General features: G+C 63.3%; 4 protein-coding genes. 1 reads left to right on the top strand and 3 read right to left on the bottom strand.

Annotation, left to right across the window (positions count from 1 at the left end; translation table 11 throughout):
• Nucleotides 1–221, bottom strand: a 221-nt coding sequence (locus tag VMT30_02960) for a hypothetical protein (protein ID HVQ43901.1), incomplete at its 3' end; no start/stop codon positions are given.
• A gap of 229 nt (nt 222–450) precedes the next feature.
• Nucleotides 451–1521 carry an IS5 family transposase gene (locus tag VMT30_02955; GenBank protein ID HVQ43900.1) on the bottom strand — a complete coding sequence of 357 codons (1071 nt, stop codon included), beginning with the start codon at nt 1519–1521 and terminating at the stop codon, nt 451–453.
• Between the two features lie 398 nt (nt 1522–1919).
• On the opposite strand from VMT30_02955, the gene VMT30_02950 reads away from it, so the two are divergent.
• Nucleotides 1920–2195, top strand: a complete 276-nt coding sequence (locus tag VMT30_02950) for a hypothetical protein (protein ID HVQ43899.1) — start codon at nt 1920–1922, stop codon at nt 2193–2195.
• A gap of 259 nt (nt 2196–2454) precedes the next feature.
• Here the strand turns inward: VMT30_02950 and VMT30_02945 are convergent.
• Nucleotides 2455–3222: transposase (locus VMT30_02945; protein HVQ43898.1), on the bottom strand; the 768-nt coding region annotated here is incomplete at its 5' end.

The raw sequence follows: 3222 nt of genomic DNA, 5'->3' as shown, positions 1-3222 counted from the left end.
TTGCCCGAACCGGAGCCTTGCGCGCTGTCCCGCGTGCCGCTGTCCCGCGTGCCGCTGGGATTGTCGCTCTTGATGGCGCCCGCCACAGGGGGGCCCCCCGTCGCGGCGTGAGCAGCAGCGACGCTGCCGGAACTAACTTGTGCAAGTGCGAGTGTGGGATCGAGCGTGAGTGTGGAACCGAGCGTCAGCACTGAGGATAAAACGATTGTCGTGAGCTTCATGAGTTATCCTTTCGCAGAGGCAGGATAGCTAAGGAATTTATTCGAACGTTGCGATTAAACTTAAGGGGGCCTCGAAGAATGACGCTTTCTCGACGTGATCGGCGGCTAACTTCGGACTCGTGCCTGATTTCATCGAAGATCGGCGATCGGACGTTGCACCGATTTGTGTAGCGGCGCATATTTGCTGCCTGCCGCCGGCTTTTTTCGCCGCGGCGGGCGGGCTCCGCCCTCAAGCGGCAGCCAGTCGGCTCGCCAATTTGAACGAGTGAGACCTCCTGCGTTCGAGCGTCGCCAGCCGGCGAACGTTGTAGACGAAGTTCTGCAAGCCGATCTTGATCCGCGCCCGCACGATGCCGATGGTGCGCAACAGCCGGCCGCCCGGCGCGATCTCCTGGGCGCCGAACACATGCTCGATACGCGCGCGGATGCGGCTCTTCGCCCGGTTCGCTGCCGCTTGAGCCTTCGACAGCGGATGGCCGCGCGCCGCGCGCACATGGATGCGGCTGCGAAAGCCTCGCCCCTTCAACGTCGCCTCATTCGCGGCCGAGCGATAGGCGCTGTCTCCGAACACGTCGTGCGAGGTGTTGCCTTGGTGCAAAAGCCCATTGAGCTTGCGGCTGTCATGCACGGCCGCGTCGGTCACCGCATAGCGCCGGATCAGCTTGTGCGTCCGGTCCACGTTCACGTGGTTCTTGTAGCCAAAGAAGCTGCGACCGTGCTTCTTCGTCCAGCGCGCGTCTTTATCTTTCTGGCGGTTCTTGGCCGGCTTCCGCTCCCACTCCGCGGGCGTCTCGCCGCGCTTGACTGCCTCGTTCTCCTCGCGCGTGTTGCGCTGCTTCGGCATCGGCACAATGCTCGCATCCACCATCTGCCCGCCGCGCGCGATATAGCCCTTCGCGGTGAGATGCTGGTCGAACCGATCGAACAGCGTCTCGATCAGCCCGGCCCGCGCGAGCTTCTCGCGGAACAGCCACAGCGTCGTGCCGTCGGGAATGCAATCCTCCGACCCAAGACCGACAAATCGCGTGAACGTGGCCCGATCCCAAACTTGATACTCGATCTGCACGTCCGACAGATTGTACAGCGATTGCAGCACCAGCATCCGGAACATCATGATCGCATCAAAAGGCTTGCGCCCGGCCTTGCTCTTCTTCGCCTCATCTGGCGTCAGCACTACCGCCTCGATCTCGGCGCGAAAGCTCTCCCACGGAACCAGCGCCGTGATCGCCTCCAGCGGATCACCCTTCTCCGATAATGCTGCAAGCCGCCTGTCCGCGTCGAAAAATCCCAGCTGCCCCATCGCTCGCTCCGCCGAATCACGTCCTCACGAACGAGATTCACACAGCACGAAACGACAGCCAATTATTCGAGGCGCCCGATAGGTATTTCTGCCAAGATCGACGCCGATTGTCGCGATGATGTCCTTGTTGATAGCGATCATGGTCGTGTCCTCCGAATGACGGTGAGAGCCGGAGGTACATCTGTCGGCATTCGCGGCACGGAAAGCTAGTTGCGTGGCCGACCCCGAGCGGTCGAGCCCGCAGCCGCGCAGCGGCGACCCGAAGGCGAGGGCTTGACGGCGAAGGGGCGCGCCGCGCAACAATCATGCAGCTGCCGGAGGTGCCTCCGTGCGAGGTACAGCATGTATTGCCGATCCGCCCTCCTTCAACCAAAGCGCCGAAGGAGCGCGGCCGGTCCATGCCATTAGATCCGGACAAGCCCGATTCGAGCATCCGGCTTGTATGGGGCTTTCTTTGTCAAGGAGGCATCACGCCATTTCTGTCGTCCTTTGTCATTCCATTCTTTTGTTCGACCTGCGCCGCAAGCATTCTTTCGTCCCGACCGCATATTTGCATCGCCGTCGCGCGCAGCGGCGGTCAAGGACGGCGCTTCTTCAGCGCCGCCGAAGGCTTGTCCTTGACGGACGCGAGCGCGGCGGCAGGCTGCGGCGATCGGGTAGTTTCCGCGCGATAATCCGAGGGGAGCCTGCCATTGGCCGCGATCAATCGCGCGAACCACGCTTGTATTCGGTTGAACCCGTATGGGGTGCAGACCATGAAGCAGTCATACGCTTCTGCGGGCAAGGCTCCGAGGCGGCGGGTCCATTCTCCCAGCGGCATTGCAGCCATAGCCGTATGCGGATTGCCGCCACCTCGGATCGTCATCGGCTACCGCGCATCAAGTGCAGTCAGGTGCCGAACTCTGTTTGTCCTTTCTCGTTCTACAGTATTGCTCACGCCGCCGTCCGCAACTCGACACCGTCCGGCACCTCACCGGTCGTGACCAGGCGCCACAGCGCTATCAGCAGCTTGCGCGCCAGTGCCACGATCATTGTCGTCTTGCGCGCGCCGCTCGGCCCCTCGGTCCGCGTGCGATACCACCGCGCCAGCGCACTGTCTTTCTGGAACATCAGGAAGCGCCATGCCAACTGGATCAGCCCACGTCGTACCCGCGCATTGCCGGCCTTGGCCAGGCCCTTCTCTCGGCTTTTCAAACCGCTCTCGTCGGGCGATCCCGTGAGCCCGGCGTAGCGCGCCAGCGCTCTTCGATCTCGAAGCTTCCGCGACAGGATCTCCCGCACCAGCATGTCCGCCGTCTCGATACCGATACCGATCACCCTGGCGAGCAGCCGCACCATCGCATGCGGCCCTGTATCCGGTGCCCGCTCGAGCCGCTCGGCACGTGTCTTCTCGATCGAGCTGATCTGCTCACGGACCAATGCCAGCCGTGCCATGTCGCGCCGGAACTCCTCGATGATGTTTGCCGGCAGGCCCGTGCCCTCCGCTGTCCGCAGGCCTGCCAGACGCTCTGGCGCCTTGCGCAGGTGTGGCTTGAATCCCCGGATCCCGAGACGAGCAAGCGCGTCCGAAACTTTTCCGCCTCGGCTGCGAAACGGGTGGGGGCCGTGCCTCTGCTGCGACCGCTGGGTCAATCGCCGCGTTGGGGGGGTGGCACGGCCACGCCGCAGCGCCGCCGAGCAGGGTGATGAACTCGCGGCGTT

This window comes from Candidatus Saccharimonadia bacterium (assembly GCA_035544015.1).
Taxonomy (GTDB): domain Bacteria; phylum Patescibacteriota; class Saccharimonadia; order UBA4664; family UBA4664; genus UBA5169.
Note: the sequence above shows the minus strand (reverse complement) of the source record. Positions and strands in the feature narration are given on the sequence as shown.

What these genes read in the sequence shown, in the direction of transcription:
- VMT30_02955 (HVQ43900.1), bottom strand. Translation starts at nt 1,521, where the DNA reads ATGGGGCAGCTGGGATTTTTCGACGCGGACAGGCGGCTTGCAGCATTA.
- VMT30_02950 (HVQ43899.1), top strand. Translation starts at nt 1,920, where the DNA reads ATGCCATTAGATCCGGACAAGCCCGATTCGAGCATCCGGCTTGTATGG.